The sequence below is a fragment of the Modicisalibacter xianhensis genome, from assembly GCF_900113605.1.
Classification (GTDB): domain Bacteria; phylum Pseudomonadota; class Gammaproteobacteria; order Pseudomonadales; family Halomonadaceae; genus Modicisalibacter; species Modicisalibacter xianhensis.
In genome coordinates this window covers 112,912-135,636 of record NZ_FOPY01000007.1, presented here as the reverse complement: position 1 = coordinate 135,636, position 22,725 = coordinate 112,912, and the positions used below count along the sequence as shown (strand labels likewise).

Here is a 22,725-nt window from a genome sequence, read left to right as displayed (position 1 = left end):
AAGCAAGCAAGCATGCTTTGGTTGGCTGTGGGACTGCTGGCGATGCCGCCATTGCTCATGGCCCAGGAACCGACTCTGCCCGAGGCCGTCGAGGCACAGGCCCCGCTGCCGACGGGACACTATCGGCTGCCCGAAAAAGGCGACGTGGTTGGCGAGATTCAGGTCATCAAGGCCTCGCATGAAGATACGCTTTTCTCCATCGGGCATCGCCATGGCATCGGTTACGAGGAAATCCGCCGGGCCAATCCCGACGTCAGCCTCTGGATCCCTGGCGAAGGGACCGAGGTGGTGATCCCGTCGCGCTTCATCCTGCCGCCCGGCCCCCGGGAAGGGATCGTCGTCAACGTTGCCGAGATGCGCCTTTACTATTACCCCAAGGTGGTGAAAGGCGAGGCTCGAATGGTCGAGACCTATCCGGTCAGTGTCGGGCGCATGGACTGGAAGACGCCGCTGGGCGAAACGCGGGTTACCGCCAAGGCCAAGGACCCCGCCTGGTATCCGCCCGCTTCGATCATCAAGGAACATGCCGAACAGGGCGACATGTTGCCAAGCGTCGTGCCACCTGGCCCGGACAATCCCCTCGGCCCGTTCGCCATGCGACTGGGTATCCCTGGCTACCTGATCCACGGGACCAACAAGCCGCTGGGTGTCGGCATGCGTGTTACCCATGGCTGCATTCGTATGCTGAACGAGGATATCGCGCGACTGTTTCCCCGGGTGCCGGTCGACACGCAGGTACGCCTGATCAATGAGCCCTTCAAGCTAGGCTGGACGGAAGGGGGTACCCTCTTCGTTCAGTCGTATCCATCGATGGAAGAATCAGGGGATACGCCCGTCAGTCGTATCACCAAGGCCCTGGATGCCGTCACGAAGGAAGTCAGGGGCAAGGAGTATCCCGTCGACTACGCCAAGCTGCGTGGCGAAGTCGAACGCCCCAGCGGGTCTCCCGAGTCGCTGCTGCTGGTTCGGGCACCGATCGATATTCCCGCTGTCGAGAAGCCAGCCTCTCTCTACGACTGGCTGGAGCTGCATGAAGCCCTATACAGCCAGCTGGAAACGTCGGTCGCTAAAGACGACGCCTGAGGCCGTATCGCGGTTGCCGAGAAGGCGTTCCACTTGACGCTGGTGATGCTGAAACGAAGAAAGCCCTGCCTAGGCAGGGCTTTCTCATCGAAAGCGTTGACGGCATCCTCACGGATGCCGTTGGCATTCGATTACTTGCGCATGGAACGCTCGAACATGCGATCCATTTCCTGACGGTTCTGCTGTGCGAGCTGCAGAGCCTGCTGGGCAGTACGCTGGGCCTGCTGTGCAGTGGTCAGCGCTTCACGAGCCATGCTGCGGGTCTCGTTGGCTTCCTGCTGCGCCTGGCTCATCTGGCCGCTCTGCTCTTCGCTGGCCTGAGATGCACAGCCAGCCATGACACCCATGGCCAGAGTTGCGGCGGCGAGCTTGAGCATGGTGCTGGTTTTTTTCATGCGGTTCTCCTTGAGTCTTCCTTGGTTGACTTACATTTCCTGCACAGGCAGGCCTGTTGCTACTTGCTGCTAGTAACCTAGCGGATGATTACCTTTGTGCCAAGCCGTACTAGTGTCGCCAGCTTTTCGATTTGGTCATTGGTGACTGCCACGCAGCCATCGGTCCAATGATATCGCTGGTGAACACTCGGATCGGCTTCACCGAGACCATGTATCCCGATGCTACCGCCCAACACGGTGTCCTGAGGTGGAGCACCGTGCCGACGATAATACGTAAGATAATCATAGAACTCGGGTTCACTCAACATGCCTGACTCGTGAGCTTCGCGAGCATGGGCGAGCGTAGGATAATCGAGACCCAGGAAGATATGGAAGCGGCTATCTTCATTGATCCAATTTATTTTGAATTCCCCGGTCGGAGTCGCACGACTGCCACTCAAACGCAGGCGCTTGGCGCCTCCGCGCCCCAGCGATACGGGGGAGAAGCGTTCGATTTCCTGGTTCCCACGATAGACATGCAGGGTCGACGTCCTGTCGTCCACCAGCAGCCACACCTCCCGCGACTCCTCGGCGGCATGCAGACCGGAAGCCATCAGTGCCAAGCACAAACCCAACGATAACGCGTATAACAGTTTCTGCCTCATCGATAACGACACCTTCCGGTCACGGGACATCTCGACCGGCAACATTTTCCGATATTCAGGCGTCCTGAGCCATGCCCCGTGGCAAAATTTTTCATGATTCTGCCTCAACAATTGGCAAGTTGCACGCCAGATGACCAAGCTGATTGCAGGGAATGGATCGGCAAACGCTTTCGATAACAGGCCTGTCGGTGCAATACAAACCAAGATGACACAGCGACACCAGCGCAACGTCATGTCAACGACACTCGATGAAATCACTCTTTTGGCCATGCCGAAAGAGGACTACATGAACCAGCAACAACGAGCCTTTTTCGAGGCATACCTGCAGCGGCTTCGCAACGAGACGCGGCTGCGCCTGACCGAGGCACGTGAAGGCATCGAAGGGTGCCGCTGCTGGGGAGACGCCATGGACCGTGCCGTGGCAGAAGGCAACCAGACATTTCTGCTCAAGCAAGCCGAACGTGACACCATGAGGCTTGGCCGTATCGAGGCCGCCCTGGAGCGCTTGCGCCACGACGAGTATGGCTATTGCCTGGAAAGCGGCGAGGCCATCGGACTCGAGCGGCTCTTGCTCGACCCCGCGGCGAAATACACCCGGGCAGTGCAGTCGCGCCACGAACGCACGCGCCATTGACCATTCAGGCGGCCTGTTCGATGGCCCGGATAAGCTGCGCCTTGCTCATGTTACTGCGCCCCGGGATGTCGAGTGCCTGAGCTCGCTCGTAGAGTTCATGACGGGACAACCCAGCCAGGTCATCATGACCCTGCTTGCTCTTGCCGTGACTGCCACGCTTTTTTCCTGCGCTGGGCGCGGCCTTGCGCGACTTGTCACCGGCCGATTTGCGATGGCGCGACGCTGGCGTTTCAGTGGGCGGCTGCCCCTGCTCCAGGCTCTGCTTGAGAACTTGCATCAGGTCGATCACTTCACCGCCCTGCTCGGCTTCCGCTTCCTCCTCGGCGTCGATGTCGATGACTCCTTCGCCCTTGTCGAGCTTTTCGTTGACCCGATCCATGATCTTACGACTGTGCCAATCCTCCAGCGCACTTCGTTCCAGTTTGTCGGTCGCCAGCGAGGCAATGGCTTTCTCGATATCCTCGACTTGCTGGCTGTCCGCGCGCTGCAGCTCGGGCAGTCCGACGCTCTCAGGCTTGCGGACCTCCTCGTGAAAACGCATCGTCTCGGCCCGTAGAATCCCCTTCTCGGCCAGTATCGCCACCAAGTACTCCTTACCACGCATCACGAAGGTAGCAATGCCGGCCCGCCGCGATTCCTCCATGCTCTTGGCAAGCAGCCGGTAGGCCTTGGTAATGCCCTTGTCGGGGGTCAGGAAATAGGCACGCTCGAAATACATGGGGTCGATGTTGTCCAGGTCGACAAAGCGCTTGAGATCGATTTCCTGGGACTTCTCGGGCGCCAGGGCATCAAGCTCCTCATCCTCGATGACGATGTAATCGCCCTTCTCGACTTCATAGCCCCGTACCAGCTCGTCGCTGCGCAGCGGTCGGCCCTCTTTCTCGCAGAAATAACGACGCGCCAGCGGGGTGCCGTCGCTGTCGATCATGCGTAGCGACACCGGCCGGGAACGGTTGGCTGGATACAATCCCACGGGCAGACTGACCAGGCCGAACGTGATGGTGCCCGACCAGAACGGGCGCGGCCCGCTGACACGAGCCTTCTGCTGCTCCTCGCTTTCCCGCTGCTTTCTAGGCACGCTTGCGTCCTCCCTTCAGGCTGGCCTCCAAGGCCGTCGTCACGTCATCGGAGGGCTCGGGACGACGAATCGGGGTTACCTTGACACTTTCGCCGCGCTGCTTGGCCTCGATCAGCGCCATGACGCGCTCACGGTATTCATCATGATACTGCTCGGGTTCGAAGGGCGCCTCGAGCATGCCAATGAGTTGCTGAGCCATGTCCAGCTCCTTGGCGTCGAGGCGCGTCCCGCCGGGCGGATTCAGGGTATCGAGCGATACCACTTCCTCGTCGTGGCGCAGAGAGATGAGCATGGGATAACCCTGATGCAGACGCAGGGCACCGATGTAAGCCTTCTTGCGCATGACCCAGCGCGCCAAGCCCTCGCGCCCGTTACGCTGCAACGCCTCGATCAGCGCAAAATATGCATCTTCGTTGCCATCCGGCCCCAGATAGTACGGTCGGCTGTACCAGCGATGATCGATTTCCTCGGGCGGCAGGAAACTGATCACCTCGATATCACGGGTCTGTTCGGGCTCGAGCTCCTCGAGTTCAGCGTGCTCCAGGCACACCAGGCGTCCTTCGTCGGTGCGGTAGGCACGCCGGGCTTCGCTGAACGGTACGGCCTCATCGGTCTGTGGATTGACCATCGCCTGCTTGACGGGAGAACGGTCCTTGCCGTGCAGCAGGCGAAAGTGCACGCTGCGATCCTGCACAGCGGAATAGAGCTTGACCGGCACGCGTACCTCGCCGAAGCGCACCACTCCTTTCCACATCGCTCTGGCAGCCATTGTCCTCTCCTCGTCTAGCCGGCATCTTCACCATTCGTCCCGCCATCCTGGGCATGGCATTCCGGGCAGATCACCTGACGCGTCTCATGCAGCTCTACCACACAGATCGGGCACACAGGACTGTCGCAGTGGAAACAGTGATAGCCCGCCTCATAATGAAACGTACGATGGCATGACTGGCACGTCTCGGCGCCGGACTCCAGCCACCAGGGTGGCTCGGCATCGTCGTGGCTCACGGCATTCTCCTTGAGTTCATCGAACAAGCCCCACGGCACGCAGCAGTTCCGTCTCGAGCGGGCGCGCGGCATCCTCGTAGCCGGCCCAAGGATCCCCGCGCAGTGCCGCAAGGCGTCGCTTCAGGTTCTCGGTCGTATAGCGGTCGGAACGCAGTGCTGCATTGAGTTCATCCCAGCGCACGGGAACGCAGACCGGCGCATCTTCCCTCGCCCGCACGGAATAGGAGGCGACCGCCGTGGCACCGCGGCCGTTGCGCAGGTAATCGATGAAAATTCGCCCCTCGCGCTTGCTCTTGGCCATGTTGACCGTCAGGCGCCTTGGGTCGGCCTGGGCATGCTGCTGGGCAACCGCCTTGGTAAAAGCCTTGGCATCGTCCCAGGTCGCGCTTGGCACGATCGGCACGACGACATGCAGCCCCTTGCCGCCGGTAGTACGCACGAACGCCCCCAGGCCGAGCGACGCCAGGCGCTCGCGCAGGGTACCAGCGACACGCAGGATTTCCTGCCAGGCCACGCCCGGTGCCGGGTCGAGATCGAACACCAGGTTGTCGGGGCGCTCGACGTCCTCGATACGGCTACCCCATGGATGGATCTCCAATGCCCCGGCCTGGACCAATGCCACCAGATCGCTGGCGCTCTCTATATACAGGTATTCCGAGGTTCCTGACGCCTCTGCGATGTCGATGCGCGGCACGCTGGCAGGAATGGCGACCCGCGGATGCTTCTGGAAGAAACATTCACTGGTGCGCCCTTGCGGGCATCGCACCAGCGACAGCGGTCGCCGGGCAAGGCGAGGCAGAATCCAGTCCTGGATCGCTTCGTAGAACTGCGCCAGGTCGCGCTTGGTCAGCCCTTGTTCGGGAAAGAGGATACGGTCCGGGTGCGTCAGGCGTACGCCAAGCAACCGGCTTTCATCGCCACGCGCCCTGGCCGGGCTTGCCTTGGGTGCGGATGGCTCAACATCCTCTGACGGGGGCGTCGATCGTGTCTTGTCAGGACTCACGCGGATTTCCTCCGGATTACGGTCCTCGCGCAGCCCCCGAAAGGCGGGATGACGCAACAGACCATCCCGCGTACGCTCGGTGAATTCCACCTCGATCACCATTTCCGGTCGAACCCAATGCACGCGGCGCACATCGGGAACCGGCCCATTGAAGGGGGATGTCGCTGCTTCCTGGGCCTCAAGGCGCTGGCTGAGCGTATCGAGCAGGCGGGCATTGAAGCCGGTGCCGACCCGCCCGGCATACGCCAACCGCCCATCGTCATCGAAGGCGCCCATCAGCAGCCCCCCGAAGCCGCTGCGCGAACCACTGGGGTCGGTATAGCCACCCACCACGAATTCCTCGTGGTTGGCGCACTTGGTCTTCATCCAATCCTTGCTGCGAGTGCTCTGGTAACGACTCTCGGCGCGCTTGCTGATGATGCCCTCGAGCCCCATGCGACAGGCCTGGTCGAAGAACGCTGTACCCTGAGATTCAATATGATCGGCATAACGTACGCTGTTGTGCCCTTTCAGGCCGAGCGACGCCAATAGCTGGGACAGCAGCCGCTTGCGATCGACGAGGACGGCCTCGCGCAGGTCATGGTTATTCAGGTAGAGCAGATCGAAGGCTTGGTAGACCAGGCCCGCGGTGCGTCCCGTGCTCAATGCCTCCTGCAACCGACGGAAACTGCTGATGCCATCCTGGCCCAGCGAGACCACCTCGCCATCGAATAGCGCACTGTCCACGGGCAACTGAGCGATGACCCGGGCCAGTTCGGGAAAGCGGTGAGTCCAGTCCTTGTTATTGCGCGTGATCAGGCGCACCTCACCCTTTTCCAGGCGCGCCAGCACCCGGTAACCGTCAAACTTGATCTCGTGAATCCAGTCCTCACCTTCCGGGGCCTGACGCACCAGCGTGGCAAGCTGGGGGGAGGCTTCGCGAGACATGGCTTGCCGTCGGGCACCCGGGAGGTCACTGGGATCGGGTAACGGCGGCGCTTCGCTGACGGCGCCTTCCCGGGTCCACAGCGTGTCGCGATCTTCGGCAATCTCGCGCATGGTTCGCCCGGTGGCGACACTGCGGTCACCGTCGGACGGCGGCGTCATCGACGCCTTTTCGCCACCGTGACCATCGCGGCGCTTGATCAACAACCAGTTGCGATCGCTTTTCTCGCGCCGCCCCGTCATGCGAGTCAGCGTCCAGGCCCCGTGCAGCTTTTCGCCCACGAGTTCGAAATCGATACGATCCTTGCCCGGCTTGCCCGTCGTTGCCCAGCGCCCCCGATCCCACAGCATCGAGGTGCCGCCGCCATAGGAGGCCTCGGGAATCACCCCTTCGAAGTCGGCATATTCCAGTGGGTGATCTTCCACTTCGACGGCCAGACGCTTCTCACCCGCCTCAAGGCTCGGCCCCTTGGGCAGCGCCCAACTCCTCAGCACCCCATCCTGTTCGAGTCGCAGATCGAAATGGTCATGACTGGCAGCATGCTTGTGCACGACAAACAGGTGCCCGCTTTCTCCCGCTTGACCATGCGGGACGCCGCCGGCCGGTTCGGTCGTGCGCCGAAAATCGCGCTTGCGTCGGTACTCCTCTAGCTTGGCCATTGCCCTCGTCCTTGAAGCTGCCCATCACCACCCCGAACCCCGGAAGCAGGATGCGTTACTCCGCGCTGCTGCGTCGTTGGCTTTAAGCCTAGTCAAGCGGTGTCCGCGCGCCAACCGGCGCCTGTTGCCTGAAACGCAAGACGCCCGCCGACAGTGCCGGCGGGCGTCTTGCGGGTAGCCTATTCGATAAATCGAAAATCGCTTCCCACTCAGGCGATGTGGCGATAGGCGAGATTTGGCGACTGACTCTGCGCCTCCTCGAGAATGCGAATCTGGGCCTGTTTCTGATGTATGAAGCCGGCCAGCAGCTTGTACAACTGCGGCAAGGCATTGGCGTCCGCCAACTGGCGGTAGAACGCCAGCGAACGATGCTCGTCGATTACGGTACGGGTCAGCAACTGTGCCGCCATACGCTCGTCGACGATGAAGAAGTGGCGCGCCTTCGCAAGCGGCTCCTCTGTCGCCAGACTGCACGGAGAGCCACAGAGATCCAGGCGCTCGGCGGCACGCGCCAGGGCATCGAGACGCTGCTCGCACTCCTCGGCAAGCATCTGCAACAAGCGATGGGTGACCGCATCGAACGGCTGGAAGCGCAACGCGAGCATCCTATAACGCTGCTTTTCCCGGCGTTCATGAGCATAGGCTGCGACAAGCAACTCTTCGGGAAGAAGGCTGGTCGTCGTCGTCATGTTCTGGATGCGCTGCATTGGGGTCTCCGTGATGGCACACCTGCCCGGACTATCCGGCGGCACGACGCCTTGTCTTCCGATTGTCGGTCCTAAGGCGCGATGGCGCGCACTGTACAGCCTATGTCATGACAAAACTTTGACGATCGTCACTTTGGGACCCGCTTCACTCCCAAAGACCAATCACGCCATACCAAAGGCCGAGGCGATATCCGCATTGTCCAAACTCGTCCATACTCTAGGCAAACCGCACTATGGTGGAGGTGAGCATGACGACTCCGCGCCCCGTGTTGCGATTTGCCCGCCAGCACGATCTGCACAACCAGACCTGCCGGCTGAGTTCGCTTTGCCTGCCGTTCTCCCTCTCCTCGGAGACGCTCGACAGGTTTGGCGTGGTTGCCAGGCGTACCGCTCCACTGCGCAAGCGCGATGCCCTCTATGTTCAGGGCATGCCGTTCAATAGCCTGTACGTGATCCATTCCGGCAGCTTGAAACAGGTCACCACGACCGAAAACCAGGAGGAGTTGGTCACCAGCTTTTTCCTGCCCGGCGAAATCGTCGGCCTCGACGCCATTGGCGATCACCGTTATCCCGGCAATGCCATTGCGCTGGAAACCACCACACTGTTCGAGTTGCCCTTCGAGCGGCTGGAAGCACTCACATGCAGTAGCCCCGAATTGCACAACTACCTCTACCAGTGCATGAGCAAGGAACTGCAGAACGAGCGCCTGTTGATGCACTTGTTGCTGCGCAAGACCTCGGATGTGCGTCTGGCGACGTTCTTCGTAGCCATGTCATTGCGTTTCCGGCGCCGCGGTTATTCCCCTTATTGCTTCAATCTGGCCATGTCACGTGGCGACATCGGCAGCTATCTGGGCCTGGCGGTGGAAACGGTCAGTCGCCTGCTAGGACGCTTTCAACAGCAAGGCCTGATTACTTCACGCGGCCGAGAGTTTCACATTCACGACCTGGAAGCCCTGACACGCCTGGCCGACAGCAACGGACGCTGTTGACCTCGACCAAACCGCTCCGGGACTCGTCGTGGAAGCCCCCTTGCGTCTATCGCTACAATGCGGAGCAGTCACAGTACCCACTACATCATTGCAAGGAGCGCAGCTATCAATGCCATCACCGCTGGAACCCTTCGGACTGTCGCTCAACTCCCGGCTGCCATTACGTTATGCCGTCTACCTGCTTAGCCTGCTCGGCCTGGCTGCCTCGCTGGTCGCCATGCTCTTCGAGGCAACCTGGGGCTGGGCGGCACTGCTGTTCGGAGTGTTGGCGGCGCTTGGCACCTACGATCGACACCAACGCCGGCACACGGTCAGCCGCAACTATCCAATCCTGGCGCATTTCCGTTATTTTCTGGAGTCGATCGGTCCCGAAATCCGCCAGTATTTCATCCAGTCGGATACCGAACAGACACCCTACTCACGGGAGCAGCGTTCGCTGGTTTACCAGCGTGCCAAGAACGTGTTGGACAAGAAGGCATTCGGTTCGGTACAGGACATGTACGCCGAGGGTTACGAATGGATCAGCCCGTCGCTGAAACCGACCCGGATCGAGTCCCACGACTTTCGCATTACCATCGGGCAGGGGTGCGCCAAGCCCTACTCGGCGAGTATTTTCAATATCTCGGCGATGAGCTTCGGCTCGCTGTCCTCCAACGCCATTATCGCCCTGAACGCCGGCGCCAGGCTGGGCAGCTTCTACCATGACACTGGCGAAGGAGCGATCTCGCCCTACCACCGCCAGGGAGGCGACCTGGTCTGGGAGATCGGCTCGGGCTATTTCGGTTGCCGCAACGAGGACGGTACCTTCAGTGAGGAGCGCTTTGTCGAAGGGGCAACACTCGAGCAGGTCAAGATGATCGAGATCAAGCTCAGCCAGGGTGCCAAACCCGGGCATGGCGGCATTCTGCCGGCGGCCAAGGTAACGTCCGAGATCGCGGCGACACGCGGCGTGCCGGTCGGCCAGGATGTCATTTCGCCCTATGCCCATTCGGCCTTCACGACGCCGCTGGAGATGATGGATTTCATCGCGCGCCTGCGCGAGCTTTCCGGCGGCAAGCCAGTCGGTATCAAGCTGACCATCGGCCATCCGTGGGAATGGTTCGGCCTGGTCAAGGCCATGCTGGAGACAGGCACGCGCCCCGACTTCATCGTCGTCGACGGTGGCGAGGGCGGTACCGGCGCGGCACCGCTGGAATTCATCAACCGGCTCGGGATGCCGCTGACCGAAGCCCTGTTATTGGTACACAACACGCTGGTCGGTGCCGGACTGCGCGACAAGATCCATGTCGGTGCCGCCGGCAAGATCGTTTCCGCCTTCGATATTGCCCGCACCATTGCTCTGGGCGCAGACTGGTGCAATGCTGCACGCGGTTACATGTTCGCGCTGGGCTGCATCCAGGCCATGGCCTGCCACACCGACCGCTGCCCCAGCGGAGTCGCGACACAGGACAAGCGCCGAGGCAAGAAGCTCGACGTGCCCGACAAGACCCAGCGGGTCTTTCATTTTCATGACAATACGTTGAAGGCCCTGGCCGAGATGCTGGCCGCCGCAGGCCTGAAGGACACCAGCGAACTGGGGCCGGAGCATGTGCTGCGGCGTGTCTCGAAGAACGAGATTCGCTCGTTCGCGTCACTTTTCCCGTTTCTCGAACCCGACGAACTGCTCCACGGCACACCCGAGCATGCCGTGTTTCGCGACTACTGGCAGGCGGCCCGCTCGGATAGCTTTCATCCACCAGTGCCAGTGCAGGAATTGCGCGCTACCAAGCTCCGCTAGTCGAGACGCGCCAAGGCCAACGACAAGGCCCTGGCAACCGCATGTTGCCAGGGCCACCACTTCCTGAACCGGACCGCACTCAGGCAGCCATCAGTTCCTTCTTGCGTGCCAGCATCTGCTCGCCAAGTTCTTCCAGTTCGCGCTCCGACATGGTCTTGCGCGCCTGTTCGAACATCTCGTCTTCTTCCTCATCGGCGTGATGTTCCAGCAGTTCCTTGAGCACCTTCGCCCTGCCGGAAAATTCGGTGCCCGTCGGGTCGGCCTTCTTGAGATCCGGCATCACCAGGTCTTCAACGGCCCGGTGCTCTTCGTGAGCCTCATGGTACATTCTGTCGTTCTGCTTGCCGCTGGCCTTCTTGAAAGCGGGATAGAAGATCTCTTCTTCGATCTTGGTGTGAACCATCACTTCCTTTTCGATTCTGGCCAGCAGTTCGGGACGTTTTTTCTCCGCGCGCTCCGTGGTATTGACCAGTTGGCTGAGCAGGTCACGCACCTTGTCATGGTCTTCCTTGAGCAGTTCGAGGGCATTCATCGTGAGGAGCTCTCCTTGCTATCGTCATCGGTCGTATCAACGACTGCATGGTGGTGGCCAGATGCCTGTGTGCAGCTTGCCCCATCCATGCAGCGCTTGGCTTGCCACTTCAACGTAGCCCCATGCTGGAAGGTGTCAAACCGCTTGCCACCGATTGCCCGTTGCGATAACGCTATCGCCACGAGGCTTTCGAGATCAGGCCAAGGCCTTCTCGATCAGCCGTTTCTCTGCATCCGGCAGGGCAATCGTCATTGCCAGCTCGTGACCGCGCGGCGACATTTTCTTCCACGTCTTCTGCACGATGCGTATCAACTTGTCCTCGTCGTGCTCCTTCGCGAAGTCGCTCAGGTAGTATTCGAGAAATACCAGGCACGCCGTGTCTTCCAGGGCCTGGGTATGCGGGTCGCGCCGCAGCCCTTCCTTGCGGATCCAGCGTGCGACCTGTTCACAATCCTGCTCATCGTAGCCGGCGTCTTGCAGCACGGCGGCCGCCTGTTCGGCCTGGCGCCGCCCCAAATCGCGTCGCCACGTCAGGTAGCCCGGCCGATCGCGCGGGTAGTCATCGCGAGGAATCGTCCAGCGCTGGAGATGCTGCGCCCGAATCGCCAACCGCAATGTTTCCGGTGCTTCCGGCGCGACACGCTCGAGCCAGGCGCTCATGCGCTGGGCATACAGCAGTTCATGAGGCATGGCCCTGCCATCGACCTGCTCGATCCTCGGGTCTGCTTCATGCAGGGCATCGAGTCGCTGGAGGGCGTCATTGAAACGCTCGTTGTCACCGCTCACGTTTGGATTTTCCTCCGCTGCCTTCTAAGTTAAAGGGCTATCGTTGCGATTGCCGCGAAAGCCATCCAGTCTGGCCGCAAGGAGCGCGGCCAAGCGAGTTACATAGGTAAGGAGGCCCTATGATCGGTAGCACCCTGGTGGGTATCCTCGGTGTCTTGCTGGTCATCGTGATCAATTACGATGCCATCATGACCACCTTTTCCGCCTCGCGCGCCGGCCCGCTCACCAACCGCCTGGTATCGCTGGCCTGGGACTTGCTGCTGCGCGTCCATCAGCGAAGCAGACGCCATCGATTGCTTAATGCTGCCGGCCCCTGGGCGGCCTTCTCGTTGGTACTTTTTTGGCTGGCCATCGCCTGGCTGGGCTGGCTACTACTGTTTTGCGCCTCTCACGATGCCGTGGTCAATGCCACCACCAAGGAACCCGCCAGCTTCATCGAGCGCGCTTACTTCACTGGCTATACCATTACCACCTTGGGTTACGGCGATTTCGTCCCTAACGACGACGACTGGCGCCTGCCGGCGTTTCTGGCAGCCGGCAATGGTTTCTTCCTGTTCACGCTGACACTGACGTATCTGCTTAACGTGGTTTCCGCAGTCACGCAAAAGCGGCAACTGGCCCTGACAATCAGTGCAATGGGCCAATCCCCCTACCAAATTCTTGAGGGTACGGCCGATGAAGGTCGCTACGAAAACCTGAGTTCACAGCTACAGCAGCTTAACCAGTCCATCAATACCGTGGGGCAGCAGCATCTTGCCTTTCCTATCCTGCACTATTTTCATAGCGGCGATAAAGATTCGCATGACAATGTCCTGCCTCTCTCATTGACGCGGCTCTATCAGGCACTGGCCATTGTCCGCCTTGCCTGCCCCGACCTGTCGGCCAAGACCCGAGCCGAGCTGAACACGACCCAGCGAGTGCTCGAGCAGTTTCTCGACACGCTGAGCAGCGCCTTCATTCACCCGGTACAAGGCAGGCCGGCAATACCCGACATGCAAGCTTACGCAGGTCTAGCGGGTATCGATGCAACGCCCGAAGAAATACAGGGATTGCTGGCATCAAGGCAATGACAGAAGCAACTCGCCGCCTATATCCGCAAAGATGGCTGGCAGTGGGAGGATGTCTGGTATCCCCCCGGGATGCCCCCTGACCAACAATGAAAAAAGGCACCCGTAGGTGCCTTTCCTGAATCGCCTTGGGTCGCTCCGGCTCAGGTATCGACCGGCTTGAGCGGATTCCAGTCCGAGCGGTTGGCCAGGAATTCCGGACGAGGCTTGTTGCCGCAGTACGGATCATGCAGCGTGTTCTCGACACTGTTGTAGACGAAGAACAGGTTACTGCGCGGCCAGCAGGACATGTTGATGTTCGAGCCGTGCATGGTGTTGCACTCGAACATGACCAGCGACCCTGCGGGCCCCTTGGGCGCCTCGATCTCACCTTCGAGCATCAGCTTGCGCAAGCTGTTGTCATCGGGCACACCGACGTCCTGGCTCTTCAACGACTCCTTGTAATTATCCTGCGGCGTACGCCCCACACACGGGACGAAATAGTTGTGCGAGCCGGGAATCAGCATCAGCGGGCCGTTGAACTCGCCATTATCGGTCAGGATGATCGAGCAGCTCAGCGAACGCATGCGTGGCATGCCGTCCTCGCTGTGCCAGGTCTCGAAATCGGAATGCCAGTCGAAGCCCTTGCCCTTGAAGCCGGGCTTGTAGTTGATACGCGACTGGTGGATGTACACATCGCTGCCAAGCAATTGCTGAACCATGGCCAGCAGGCGTGGATCGCGGGTCAGTCGGCTGAAGCGTTCGGAAACTTCATGAATGCCAAAGATCGAGCGAATTTCCTGACGCCCCGGCTCGAGAACGGTCCCTTCGGACAGCTTGAGATCTTCGTCATCCTCATAATCACGGAGCTCCTGGATGAAAGCTTCCATCTCCGCCTTGTCGAAGAACCCTTCGAATGATAGAAAGCCTTTGCGCTCGAACTCGTCGACCTCTTCCTTGCTCAAGGGACCATTCGTGCGCTCTGCGCCTTCGCTGTGAACCACCGGATCGATGCGTTCAAACATTCCCAGTTTGCGTTCCAGGCGCGTGGGAAACAGATCCTGTGTTTCTTTCATGCAAACTCCTCCATTAGTCTGCGATACATCTCCAAGCTACCCCAAGGTAGCGGCCATACCTCCCCGTCGCAATGCCGCTCCGTTACGGTTTGTATCTTTACTGCCTTTGCACGCTTTCAGGGCGACACCGTCCTGTTCGCCACCTCGGCGCGCGGATCACGCGGATAGAAGCGCTCGGGCAACCGTTCGATATGCGAGAACGTGCGGGTATCCTTGTACGGCATTTTCATGTAGCCGGAGACCCCCAGACCGCGAATGAGCGGCACGGCAGCGAGCATGGCTTGCAGGCTGGCCTGGAATTCCGGCTCGCGGGAGGGATCGAGCAGGCGATAGTAGCTGTGGATCTTGAGGTGGGTGGACAAGGCCTCGAAGATGATCAGTCCGGTGTGATGAATGCCGTTGAGCGTTTCCAGGCTGCGCATGATCTCGTCAGGCAACTGCAGGAATTCCTCGGGATCGGGCCCATCCTCGAAGTAGGAATGCACGCGGGTACGATCCTCGAGATCCGGGGCAGCGCTGACCTCGTAGGGAATCGCCATGCCGGGGTCGGGCACGAATGGTGCTTCCGGCGACTCGCGGTCGATGTGCAGGGTGTCGCGGGCATTGAACAGGCAGCTCTTGAACACGCCGCGACGATAGATTGCCCGCGCCAGGTTGACCATGTTGTTGACCGCCGCCACGAACGCCGCCTTGAGCGCCATGTCATGGAGGTTGAGTACCGTATCGATGTAGACGCCATCACTTTCCCAGCGTACCGCCAGCCCGCCGACCACCGGGTACTTGCCCAGTCGACTGACCGCCACGAGGAAGGCCTTTTCGGTCTCTCCCATGCCTTGCATGAAATTCTTGTAGTAACGGTCGAGCTGTACGTCATTGACGGCACGCAGGGTATCCGGCCCGCCTTCCTCGCGCAGGAACGACTTGCGTGAACTGTAGACGACGGTATCGATCTCCCGGCGGCTGGGCCGGACCCAGACCGGCACCATCGGCGCCTCTGGTTTTTCGTCGAGTTCGATCATCACCGTGCGCGCCATGCGCGGCATATGATCGAGAAAATAGTCGCCGGCCCGGGTCCGCACCGCCGGATCCGGGTCGAGCATGGTGTCCAAGACGCGCGCGAACTCCACCGGCAAGCCCAGTGCCGTGGCGGGAATCGCCCGATGACCGAAGCGGCACGACTGTGCCGAGGCCAACGCGTAGAGCGTGCCGGCCACCCCCTGCTCGTCGAAACGCGGCGACGACAGATGCCCATTGAGTTGCTCCTCACCGATGAAGTAGACATCACCGAGACGCGCATTGGTCTGCTGCAGGTCGTCGGACATCAGCTCCATGACGTTGGCCGAGACGAACTGCTGGTTGGCATCGAGTTGGGCGAACACCGACGATCCCCAGTCGATCAGGGCCACGCGCTCGGCATGCGGATCGTAGACCAGATTGGATGGCTTGATGTCGCCGTGCACGATGGGCTTGCCAGCCGGACCGGCCTCGCGGCGCAGGCTGCGCAGGATATCGGCAAGCTGGGCAGCAATGCGCACGACCAGGCGTGGCGACAGGCGCCCATGACGCAGCGAGAACTCCTCGAGGTTGATCCCAGGAGCACGCTCCATGACCAGGATCGCCTGACGCCGCACTCGCTGGAAGGCGATCAGGCGAGGCACGCGAGGATGCTCGACCTGTTCGAGCATGAAGGCCTCTTCCTCGAGGCGGTCCTGGATCGGCTGCGGCAGGGTGATGCGCGTGAACTTGAAGACGTATTCGTCACCGAGCGCCGTGACGCCCCCGAACACGAAGCCGTAGGCCCCCTTGCCGATCAGTTCGATGTCACGATAGCCGAGCTGCTCGAGCTGCGAGCGACACAGCGCCACCCAGTCCCTGAGCTTGCGCGCATCGTCATGGCTGAGCAGGTAGATCGACTGCTCTTCGGGAATGTAGAACTGCTCGAGCTTCTCCTGACTCACGGCAACGCCTCTTGCGCCCGACCGACGTCAGGCCAGGTGTAACAGCATGTCCTGCGGTTCCTGCAGAAACCCCTTCCACAGGTTGCAGAAGCGCGCAATGGTGCCACCGTCGATAAGGCGATGGTCGCCCGCCCAGGTAATGGTCATGATCGACCGTGACACCACATTGCCTGCCATGTCGAAGCGCGGCAGCTGCTGAACCCGGCCCAGAGCGACGATAGCCACTTCCGGCGCGTTGATGATCGGCGCCGCATAGGTGCCCCCCAGCGCCCCGATATTGGAAATGCTGATGGTACCGTCGCGCAGGTCATCCTGGGCGACCCGGCCCTCGCGTGCCGCCGCGGTGAGCCGCTCGACTTCGCGGGCAATCTCCATGAGGCTCAACCGTTCGACCCGCTTGACGTTGGGCACGACCAGCCCGGACTTGCCGTCCACCGCCATACCCATGTTGCAGTGCGGCAGGTAGTGTATCTCGTCGCCTGCACCGCCCAGCCGGCTGTTGAGTACAGGGTACTCCTGAATCGCCAAGGCCATCGCTTTCATGATCAGCGGCATCAATGTCAGGCGAATACCCTCGCGCTCGGCGCGAGCCTTGAGCCGCTCACGCAGCGCCAGCAACTCGGTGACATCAATCTCGTCCCCATAATGGAAATGCGGAATGGTCGTGGCCGATTCGACCATGCGCCGGGCCATGACCGCCTGCATGCCACGCAGCGGCTCGACACGGACGTCGTCCGGAGCAGCACTGCGCTCCGGCATCGGCTGCGCGGGTTCCCGCTGGGCAACGACAGGCTCGGTCGGCGTCGCTTCGCCACCCTGCTTTTGCCAGGCCAGAATATCTTCCTTGAGCACACGCCCGTCCTTGCCGGAGCCGGGAATGTCCTCGAGTCGCACCCCGAGCTCGCGCACCAGACGGCGCACGGCGGGACTGGCGGGAATGCGTCCGCGAGCGCCCTGGCCACGCGCATTGTCGGCGGATGCCGCTAGTAGCCGGGATTCGGGCCGCGAAGCCACAGGCTCCGGTGACGACGAGGCAGTGCCTGGCTTAGGCTGCGCAGCCCGACCATGCGGGACGAAGGCGAACAGCGGTGCATGCACGCGGGCACTTTCCTGCTCGCGGTAATAGAGCCGCGTGACGCGCCCCGCTTCGGGTGCGGTGATCTCGACCAGCGCCTTGTCGGTCATTACATCGACCACCGGCTGGTCTTCCGCGATCTCGTCGCCCTCGCGGACCCGCCAGGTCACCACCTCGCACTCGACGATGCCCTCGCCGATGTCCGGCAGGATGAAATCCTCGCTGGCCTCGTCGCCACTGTCGCCCTGCGCAACCTGTAGCGCATCGCTCTCAAGATCATCTTTCGTATCGTGAGCGCTGGCCGCGGTGCGTGCTGCATCTGCATCATCCGCAGCACCCTGGGCCCCATCGCTCTCCTCCTCGACAGCGAACAGCGGTGCATGCACCTTGGCGGTCTCGCCTTCCTTGTAGTACAGCCGTGTCACACGGCCCCGGTGGGGTGCGGGAATTTCCACCAGCGCCTTGTCGGTCATGACCTCGGCAACCGGCTGGTCTTCCTCGATGATGTCACCCTCGCTGATCAGCCATTTGACCAGCTCGCACTCGACGATACCTTCGCCGATGTCCGGCAGTATGAAATCGCTCATGATTTGCTCCTGGAATCGTCCCGTGCTCAAAAGGCCATGCTCTGCTTGATCGCCTCGAAGACCTTGAGGTGATCCGGCATGTATTCCTTTTCCAACGTCAGCGGGAAAGGCGTGTCCAGGCCGGTCACTCGGGCGATGGGCGATTCCAGGTAGAGGAAGCAGCGCTCCTGTATTGTCGCGGCGATCTCGCCGGCGAAGCCCCCGGTCAAAGGCGCCTCGTGGGTGACGACCAGGCGCCCGGTCTTAAGCACCGAGTCGACCACGGTGTCAATGTCCCACGGCACGATGGTGCGCAGGTCGATGATCTCGCAGGAAACGCCTTCCTTCTCGGCAAGCTCGGCAGCCTTCTCGACCATCTCCATCTGCGCCCCCCAGGCCAGCAGGGTAATGTCGCCGCCTTCCTTGACGATCTCGGCCTGCCCGAGCGGCAACTGGTAGTCTTCTTCCGGCACCTCGCCGGTAGAGGCACGGTAGAGGCGCTTGGGCTCGAAGAACAGCACCGGGTTGGGGTCGCGAATCGCCGCCAGCAACAAGCCCTTGGCCTGGTGGGGGTTGCGTGGCACCGCAATCTTGAGCCCCGGGGTATGGGCGAAATAGGCCTCCGGCGATTGCGAGTGATAAAGCCCGCCGGAAATCCCGCCACCGTAGGGTGTGCGAATGGTCAGCCCACCGACATTGAACAGATCTCCCGAACGATAGCGGAACTTGGCCGACTCGTTGACGATCTGGTCGAAGGCCGGAAAGATGTAATCGGCGAACTGGATTTCGGCCACGGGTGTCGAGCCCTGGGCGGCCAGGCCGTTGGCAAAGCCGATGATGCCCTGCTCGACCAGCGGCGTGTTGAAGCAGCGCGCCCGACCGTATTTTTCCTGCAGGTGGCTGGTGGCGCGGAACACGCCCCCGAAAATGCCCACGTCCTCACCGAAGCAGATCACCTTGTCGTCCGCGGCCATGGCGATGTCGAGCGCATTATTGATGGCCTGCAACATGTTCATCTTAGGCATGTTCGCCACCTCCGCTGCCCTGGGTGTCTTCCTTCAGGCCTCTGGCCCCTCTCGGGTAGGCATCGGGATACTTGCGGATATGCTCCTTGAGCCTGTCGAGCTGTTCTGCCAGCAACGGGGGCACCTGATCGTAGACGTCGGTGACCAGGCTTTCCAACGGCGGCGGCGGGCGCTTCTCGGCACGCTTCATGGCCTCCAGCACCTCGCGCCGTAGGGTGTCCTGTTCGCGCTTCTCGTCTTCCTCGGCCCACCACCCCTGCTGCTCCAGCCAAAGGCGCATGCGCAGCACCGGATCCTTGTCGCGCCAGGCCTCCTCTTCCTTCTTGCTGCGATAGCCGGAAGGATCGTCCGACGATGAATGCGCCGCCAGGCGATAGGTCATGGCCTCGATCAGCACAGGCCGGTTGTTCTCCACCGCCCAGCAGCGTGCCTCGCGCGTCGCCTGGTAAACAGCGAGGATATCGTTGCCATCGACTCGCACGACTTTCATGTGGTACCCAAAGGCACGCGGCGCGATACCATCGGCGGAAAACTGCTCGTGGGCCGGTGTGGAAATCGCGTAGCCGTTGTTACGGCACAGGAAGATGACCGGTACCTGATGCACCGAGGCCATGTTCAGGGCTGCATGAAAGTCGCCCTCCGATGCCGCCCCTTCGCCGAACACGGTCAGTGTGCAGTGGCCGAGCCCGGACAACTTCTGGCCATAGGCGTAACCGGTGGCCTGCGGTATCTGGGTGGCCAGCGGCGACGAGATGGTCATGTAGTGCAGGTCTTTCGAGCCATAGTGCACCGGCATCTGGCGCCCCTTGCCATGATCGCGCTCGTTGCCGAACAACTGGTCCATGAACTCGTCGACGCCGAAGCCGCGATAGGCCAGTGCGCCCTGCTCGCGGTACTGGGCCATGATCATGTCTTCATCGTCCAGGGCTGCGGCGCTGCCGATGATGGTGGCTTCCTCGCCGGTGCACTGCATGTAGAAGCTCAGCCGCCCCTGACGCTGGGCGGCCAGCATGCGTTCGTCGAGCACGCGCGTGAACAGCATGGCGCGGTAGATGCGCAGCGCCTTGTCCTTGTCGAGCTCGGGCAGCTTGGCGTGCTTGTAGGGGGTACCGTCGCGCTTGAGCAACTTGAAGACGGGAATACGGAACTCGTCGCCGTTCATGAAGGCCAGCGAATGCACGACGGGTGCCGTTGTTGTTGTGGTCATGGTCCTCTTCCTCGTTCTCGTGTCCCGGGTAGGGAGAGACGCTATGACACCTTGTGGGTGCCTGGTGTCGGTCACCCGCCGGCGGTGTCGCCGCCGCACCTTTCGCACGCAAGGTGGCGAGGCCACCGGCGTATGCGCAAGATTGCAGGTTTACGTTAACGTAAGATAGAGAAAGCACGTCGCCACGTCAGCCATTGCAGTCTGCAACGTTAGTCTATGCAAGCACGAAAAAAGGCGGCACGAGGCCGCCTTGCAGAGACGTGCATGGCAGGGGTCAGAAGGTGCGCGAGTAGTTCAGCAGCGTAGCCATCTCGCTATCGGCCCCGCGGTCGTGACCGGGCTCCAGGGTGTACAACAAGTTGAGACGCCACTGGGTCAGCAGGTCCTGCTGAAAGGCATAGCCCAGTTCGATATCGCGCTGCTGTCCGGACGGCGCCAGCGGCACACGACGTGTTTCGCGAACGACCTGGCCGTCCAGTGTGCGCCCTACCGGCACGTCGAGCGTGGCCGTGGCATCATCCAGGCGCAGGGGTTGCTTGAGCGTCAGCGCCGCCTGGTGGCGATCGCCACGCCACTGCATGCCCAACGCCATCTCCTCGGCACGAAGATTATCGATGCGCTCAATCAGGCCGTCTCCCGGCACGCTGTCGCCATGGCCCCGTTCGTAGCTGGCAAAGCCCGACCAGCGATCGCCGAACGCATAATCAAGGCCAACACGTCCCAAGGTCAGACGATTCTCTTCGCCAAGATCGAACGCCCCGCTGCCCTGAGCGCCCAGCAGGCCATTTTCCTCCTGCACCAGACCGGCTCCGGCAGACAGCGTCAGGTCATCGGTCAGCGCATAATTCAGTCCGAGATCTGTCCTCTCTACCGCGTAATCGCTCAATGCCTGTTGCCGTTCGCTATCGCCCTGCCAGTGCCCGGCCGTCAGCGACAGGGCCTCCGTCAAGGCATAGCGGCTCTCGAGCCCGGTCACGCTATCCAGATGGCGTGTGAATGCCGACCCGCCCTGGAAAGACAGCATGGGCATGAAGCCCGCTTCCGCGAATGGCCCGACCGGGCTTGTTTCACCTCCCCGATACTGGAACGACGTCCAGTGGCTGCGCCCCAACTGGCCATCGAAGCGCGAGGCGACGCCTTCGCCTGACATATCGAAACGGGCCATGAAGCCGGACTGCGTACCGCCTGTCTCAACGACCGAACGCGCTTTCATCGACGCACCGGCCATGCGCCCCATGGCGAGGCGCATATCTTCCGAGCGTGATGACTGCGCCGCGACATGCCCGGAGAGGTCGATACGATAATCTCTTCCCAAATCGTCGAACATGGCCACGTCGCTCAGCGCCCCGGAATCGGCCAGTGCCTGTCCAAAAGCCCCGGAAAGCTGGGCCACGCTCTGACTGGCCGTATGAGACTCGCCTTCGACCCGGTCGCCTGTCGGCACCGACAGCTCGCCCTGAGGCGACAAGGCTGCCTGGATATCCGCTTCGCCCTGGCCAAGGTAGTAGACACCACAGTTGGTGGCCCCCGCCGCCCCGCAGGTATTCTGCCGGTACAGGTCGGACGACTTGCTCGCTGTATCGAGCAGCAATGCAGAAACCTGCTTGGCATCCAGGTGCGGCCAAAGCTGCATGATTGCCGCGGCGTAGGCACTTACCACCGGAGCGGCCACCGACGTGCCATGCCAGATCGCGTAGGACGTATCACTGGTGGCAATGGCAGCCTTGGCCTGCCAGGGCGCCGTGAGGAAGCGGGACTGCCACTGTGCATCCTCACCTGGATGGTTGCTGCTTGCATGGGCCTTCAGTTGCGCATCCTCGCCGACCGTGCCACCGACAATCAGCATGCGCTCGAAGATACCCGAATACTGGTGAACCGGATTGGTTGCCGTGAGTGGCTTGCCATCGTTGGCCGCCGCCACGACATAGACCGTCCCCTTGCCAGCATTGCTGGTGGTGATCTGCTTCAAGGAATTGAGTAGATTCACGCCCTGGTAGGTAGCCGTTGAACTCGGCGCTTCCAGACGATGGCTGTAACTCTGATTGATGACACGTGCGCCTTGGTCGGCCAGAAAACCCACGCTGTAGTCCAGCAGTCGTGAATCGGTCACCGAGGAAGTGTCATCGTTGACCTTGGCCAGGATGAGGTCGGCATCACCAGGCCCACCGGCCACCAGCGAAGCCACTGCGGTACCGTGGTCGGCGTTGGTGGACACGCCTGACGAAGAGGGATCGTACAGGTTGACCGTGGCCCGCTTGCTGCCGGACAGCGCTTCGTGCGTGACACGAAACCCGGCATCGGCAATACCCACGAGCACGGCCTCTCCCGACAACACCGGCAAGGTTGCGTTGCCATCGCTATCGAGCGTGCCGGATGACTCCTTGACGGGAGGGGCCCATTCGAGAACCGGGTCGTGACGGCCAGCGTCGTTGTGGGCACTGGAACCACCCCCACCGCCGCTGGAGCAGCCGGAAACGGCCAAAGAAGACACGATCAAGGAAAGCGCCAGCGTGAGAGGATGCTTGGGGAAGAACATTTCGGTGCTCCGCAGG

The 22,725-nt window shown here is 61.4% G+C and carries 20 protein-coding genes; 5 read left to right on the top strand and 15 right to left on the bottom strand.

The genetic code is table 11. The features are described 5' to 3' along the window. Window positions 1-12: 12 nt before the first annotated feature. On the top strand, window positions 13-1,083 hold the full coding sequence (locus tag BM194_RS09960) for a L,D-transpeptidase family protein (RefSeq protein WP_092846268.1): 1,071 nt from the start codon (window positions 13-15) through the stop codon (window positions 1,081-1,083). Window positions 1,084-1,214: 131 nt separating this feature from the next. On the opposite strand, the gene BM194_RS09955 is transcribed toward BM194_RS09960, so the two are convergent. Beyond that, window positions 1,215-1,478, bottom strand: coding sequence for an Lpp/OprI family alanine-zipper lipoprotein (locus BM194_RS09955; protein ID WP_092846266.1), 264 nt, complete (start codon window positions 1,476-1,478; stop codon window positions 1,215-1,217). Window positions 1,479-1,555: 77 nt separating this feature from the next. Further along, window positions 1,556-2,356 (bottom strand): L,D-transpeptidase family protein, encoded by an 801-nt coding sequence (locus tag BM194_RS09950; protein ID WP_340148079.1) that lies wholly within the window; start codon window positions 2,354-2,356, stop codon window positions 1,556-1,558. 52 nt (window positions 2,357-2,408) lie between these two features. Between BM194_RS09950 and BM194_RS09945 the strand changes: the two genes are divergently transcribed. Further along, complete coding sequence (locus BM194_RS09945) at window positions 2,409-2,756, top strand: TraR/DksA family transcriptional regulator (protein WP_177223384.1); 348 nt, start codon at window positions 2,409-2,411, stop codon at window positions 2,754-2,756. 4 nt (window positions 2,757-2,760) lie between these two features. Here the strand turns inward: BM194_RS09945 and ku (BM194_RS09940) are convergent, their stop codons facing one another. From ku (BM194_RS09940) to BM194_RS09920, 5 genes are all read right to left on the bottom strand, one after another. Further along, entirely contained in the window at window positions 2,761-3,834 is a 1,074-nt protein-coding gene (ku, locus tag BM194_RS09940) for a non-homologous end joining protein Ku (protein ID WP_092846260.1), read from the bottom strand. Next, complete coding sequence (gene ku, locus BM194_RS09935; protein WP_092846258.1) at window positions 3,827-4,603, bottom strand: non-homologous end joining protein Ku; 777 nt, start codon at window positions 4,601-4,603, stop codon at window positions 3,827-3,829. Before ku (BM194_RS09935) ends, ku (BM194_RS09940) begins: the two co-directional genes overlap by 8 nt. A 14-nt stretch (window positions 4,604-4,617) precedes the next feature. After that, a complete protein-coding gene (locus BM194_RS09930) occupies window positions 4,618-4,839 on the bottom strand; it encodes a hypothetical protein (protein ID WP_143097581.1) in 222 nt (73 codons plus the stop codon). Between the two features lie 16 nt (window positions 4,840-4,855). Beyond that, window positions 4,856-7,426 carry a DNA ligase D gene (gene ligD / locus BM194_RS09925; RefSeq protein ID WP_092846254.1) on the bottom strand — a complete coding sequence of 857 codons (2,571 nt, stop codon included), beginning with the start codon at window positions 7,424-7,426 and terminating at the stop codon, window positions 4,856-4,858. Between the two features lie 209 nt (window positions 7,427-7,635). Continuing rightward, window positions 7,636-8,133: a ferritin family protein gene (locus tag BM194_RS09920; RefSeq protein ID WP_092846252.1), complete on the bottom strand. Its 498-nt coding sequence runs from the start codon at window positions 8,131-8,133 to the stop codon at window positions 7,636-7,638. Window positions 8,134-8,381: 248 nt separating this feature from the next. On the opposite strand from BM194_RS09920, the gene BM194_RS09915 reads away from it, so the two are divergent. Both BM194_RS09915 and BM194_RS09910 read left to right on the top strand, forming a co-directional pair. Further along, window positions 8,382-9,125, top strand: coding sequence for a helix-turn-helix domain-containing protein (locus tag BM194_RS09915; protein WP_244890927.1), 744 nt, complete (start codon window positions 8,382-8,384; stop codon window positions 9,123-9,125). Window positions 9,126-9,234: 109 nt separating this feature from the next. Beyond that, complete coding sequence (locus BM194_RS09910; RefSeq protein WP_092846248.1) at window positions 9,235-10,902, top strand: FMN-binding glutamate synthase family protein; 1,668 nt, start codon at window positions 9,235-9,237, stop codon at window positions 10,900-10,902. A 79-nt stretch (window positions 10,903-10,981) separates the two neighbouring features. On the opposite strand, the gene BM194_RS09905 is transcribed toward BM194_RS09910, so the two are convergent. Both BM194_RS09905 and BM194_RS09900 read right to left on the bottom strand, forming a co-directional pair. Beyond that, a complete protein-coding gene (locus tag BM194_RS09905; RefSeq protein ID WP_092846246.1) occupies window positions 10,982-11,434 on the bottom strand; it encodes a hemerythrin domain-containing protein in 453 nt (150 codons plus the stop codon). 195 nt (window positions 11,435-11,629) lie between these two features. Next, on the bottom strand, window positions 11,630-12,220 hold the full coding sequence (locus tag BM194_RS09900; RefSeq protein WP_092846244.1) for a DUF4202 domain-containing protein: 591 nt from the start codon (window positions 12,218-12,220) through the stop codon (window positions 11,630-11,632). Between the two features lie 119 nt (window positions 12,221-12,339). Between BM194_RS09900 and BM194_RS09895 the strand changes: the two genes are divergently transcribed. Next, a complete protein-coding gene (locus BM194_RS09895; protein ID WP_092846242.1) occupies window positions 12,340-13,290 on the top strand; it encodes a potassium channel family protein in 951 nt (316 codons plus the stop codon). Between the two features lie 140 nt (window positions 13,291-13,430). Here the strand turns inward: BM194_RS09895 and thpD are convergent, their stop codons facing one another. The 6 genes from thpD to BM194_RS09865 all read right to left on the bottom strand — a co-directional run bounded on the left by thpD (window position 13,431) and on the right by BM194_RS09865 (window position 22,709). Then, on the bottom strand, window positions 13,431-14,342 hold the full coding sequence (gene thpD / locus BM194_RS09890) for an ectoine hydroxylase (protein ID WP_092846240.1): 912 nt from the start codon (window positions 14,340-14,342) through the stop codon (window positions 13,431-13,433). Window positions 14,343-14,458: 116 nt separating this feature from the next. Next, window positions 14,459-16,300 (bottom strand): protein kinase domain-containing protein, encoded by a 1,842-nt coding sequence (locus tag BM194_RS09885; protein ID WP_092846238.1) that lies wholly within the window; start codon window positions 16,298-16,300, stop codon window positions 14,459-14,461. Window positions 16,301-16,327: 27 nt separating this feature from the next. Then, entirely contained in the window at window positions 16,328-17,962 is a 1,635-nt protein-coding gene (locus BM194_RS09880) for a dihydrolipoyllysine-residue acetyltransferase (RefSeq protein ID WP_092846236.1), read from the bottom strand. Between the two features lie 26 nt (window positions 17,963-17,988). Beyond that, a complete protein-coding gene (locus tag BM194_RS09875; protein ID WP_092846234.1) occupies window positions 17,989-18,966 on the bottom strand; it encodes an alpha-ketoacid dehydrogenase subunit beta in 978 nt (325 codons plus the stop codon). Next, window positions 18,959-20,173, bottom strand: coding sequence for a thiamine pyrophosphate-dependent dehydrogenase E1 component subunit alpha (locus BM194_RS09870; RefSeq protein ID WP_092846232.1), 1,215 nt, complete (start codon window positions 20,171-20,173; stop codon window positions 18,959-18,961). Before BM194_RS09870 ends, BM194_RS09875 begins: the two co-directional genes overlap by 8 nt. Before the next feature lie 274 nt (window positions 20,174-20,447). Next, window positions 20,448-22,709, bottom strand: a complete 2,262-nt coding sequence (locus BM194_RS09865; protein ID WP_092846230.1) for a S8 family serine peptidase — start codon at window positions 22,707-22,709, stop codon at window positions 20,448-20,450. Window positions 22,710-22,725 lie beyond the last annotated feature (16 nt).

What these genes read in the sequence shown, in the direction of transcription:
- BM194_RS09895 (WP_092846242.1), top strand. Translation starts at nt 12,340, where the DNA reads ATGATCGGTAGCACCCTGGTGGGTATCCTCGGTGTCTTGCTGGTCATC.
- BM194_RS09865 (WP_092846230.1), bottom strand. Translation starts at nt 22,709, where the DNA reads ATGTTCTTCCCCAAGCATCCTCTCACGCTGGCGCTTTCCTTGATCGTG.
- BM194_RS09880 (WP_092846236.1), bottom strand. Translation starts at nt 17,962, where the DNA reads ATGAGCGATTTCATACTGCCGGACATCGGCGAAGGTATCGTCGAGTGC.
- BM194_RS09945 (WP_177223384.1), top strand. Translation starts at nt 2,409, where the DNA reads ATGAACCAGCAACAACGAGCCTTTTTCGAGGCATACCTGCAGCGGCTT.
- BM194_RS09905 (WP_092846246.1), bottom strand. Translation starts at nt 11,434, where the DNA reads ATGAATGCCCTCGAACTGCTCAAGGAAGACCATGACAAGGTGCGTGAC.
- BM194_RS09950 (WP_340148079.1), bottom strand. Translation starts at nt 2,356, where the DNA reads ATGACGTTGCGCTGGTGTCGCTGTGTCATCTTGGTTTGTATTGCACCG.
- BM194_RS09955 (WP_092846266.1), bottom strand. Translation starts at nt 1,478, where the DNA reads ATGAAAAAAACCAGCACCATGCTCAAGCTCGCCGCCGCAACTCTGGCC.
- BM194_RS09875 (WP_092846234.1), bottom strand. Translation starts at nt 18,966, where the DNA reads ATGCCTAAGATGAACATGTTGCAGGCCATCAATAATGCGCTCGACATC.
- BM194_RS09910 (WP_092846248.1), top strand. Translation starts at nt 9,235, where the DNA reads ATGCCATCACCGCTGGAACCCTTCGGACTGTCGCTCAACTCCCGGCTG.
- ku (WP_092846258.1), bottom strand. Translation starts at nt 4,603, where the DNA reads ATGGCTGCCAGAGCGATGTGGAAAGGAGTGGTGCGCTTCGGCGAGGTA.
- ligD (WP_092846254.1), bottom strand. Translation starts at nt 7,426, where the DNA reads ATGGCCAAGCTAGAGGAGTACCGACGCAAGCGCGATTTTCGGCGCACG.
- BM194_RS09920 (WP_092846252.1), bottom strand. Translation starts at nt 8,133, where the DNA reads ATGCAGCGCATCCAGAACATGACGACGACGACCAGCCTTCTTCCCGAA.
- BM194_RS09960 (WP_092846268.1), top strand. Translation starts at nt 13, where the DNA reads ATGCTTTGGTTGGCTGTGGGACTGCTGGCGATGCCGCCATTGCTCATG.
- BM194_RS09915 (WP_244890927.1), top strand. Translation starts at nt 8,382, where the DNA reads ATGACGACTCCGCGCCCCGTGTTGCGATTTGCCCGCCAGCACGATCTG.
- thpD (WP_092846240.1), bottom strand. Translation starts at nt 14,342, where the DNA reads ATGAAAGAAACACAGGATCTGTTTCCCACGCGCCTGGAACGCAAACTG.
- BM194_RS09870 (WP_092846232.1), bottom strand. Translation starts at nt 20,173, where the DNA reads ATGACCACAACAACAACGGCACCCGTCGTGCATTCGCTGGCCTTCATG.